Origin of the sequence: Corallococcus praedator (genome assembly GCF_003612125.1) — a bacterium.
Taxonomy (GTDB): domain Bacteria; phylum Myxococcota; class Myxococcia; order Myxococcales; family Myxococcaceae; genus Corallococcus; species Corallococcus praedator.
In genome coordinates, this window is the sequence record NZ_RAWI01000900.1 from 1 (window position 1) to 478 (window position 478).

At 70.7% G+C, this 478-nt stretch carries 1 protein-coding gene; it reads right to left on the reverse strand.

What is annotated here, in order from left to right:
- Nucleotides 1-60: 60 nt before the first annotated feature.
- The coding region (locus D7Y13_RS42325; protein ID WP_369333606.1) for a nucleoside-diphosphate sugar epimerase/dehydratase at nucleotides 61-478 on the reverse strand (418 nt) is incomplete at its 5' end.

Here is a 478-nt window from a genome sequence, read left to right on the forward strand (position 1 = left end):
GCGGATCGTCGCGCCGATGCCGCGGCCGGTCGCCCCCCGACCCACCGCGGCGGCGAGCGGTCAGGTCCGCTGGGCGCCGCGGACGAGCCGGCCCGGCAGGGCGCCGGTGTCCTTGCCGTCCTGGCGGATGACCTCGCCGCCTTCAGCGAGCGTGCCGAGCAGCGGCAGCCCACGGTAGCCGATGTGGTCGCCGGAGGCGCGATCGTCGAGAAAGCCGACGACCTTGAAGCCGAGCTCGCGGTGTTCGAGCAGTTTGTCGGCGACCAGCCGTCCGAGGTCGCCTGCGCCGGCGATCAACACGCGCTTCAGCCCGATTCCAGGGCGCCATCGTCGCTCGAGCGCCTCGCGCACGAGCTCTCGTGACGTGTAGGTGAGGATGACGTTGACGGTCAGAAACAGCAGCCAGACTGGCCGGGACACCTCGTAGACGCCCTGCGTGGCTGCAGAGACCTGGGGCGCGTGGTAGACCTGGTAATAC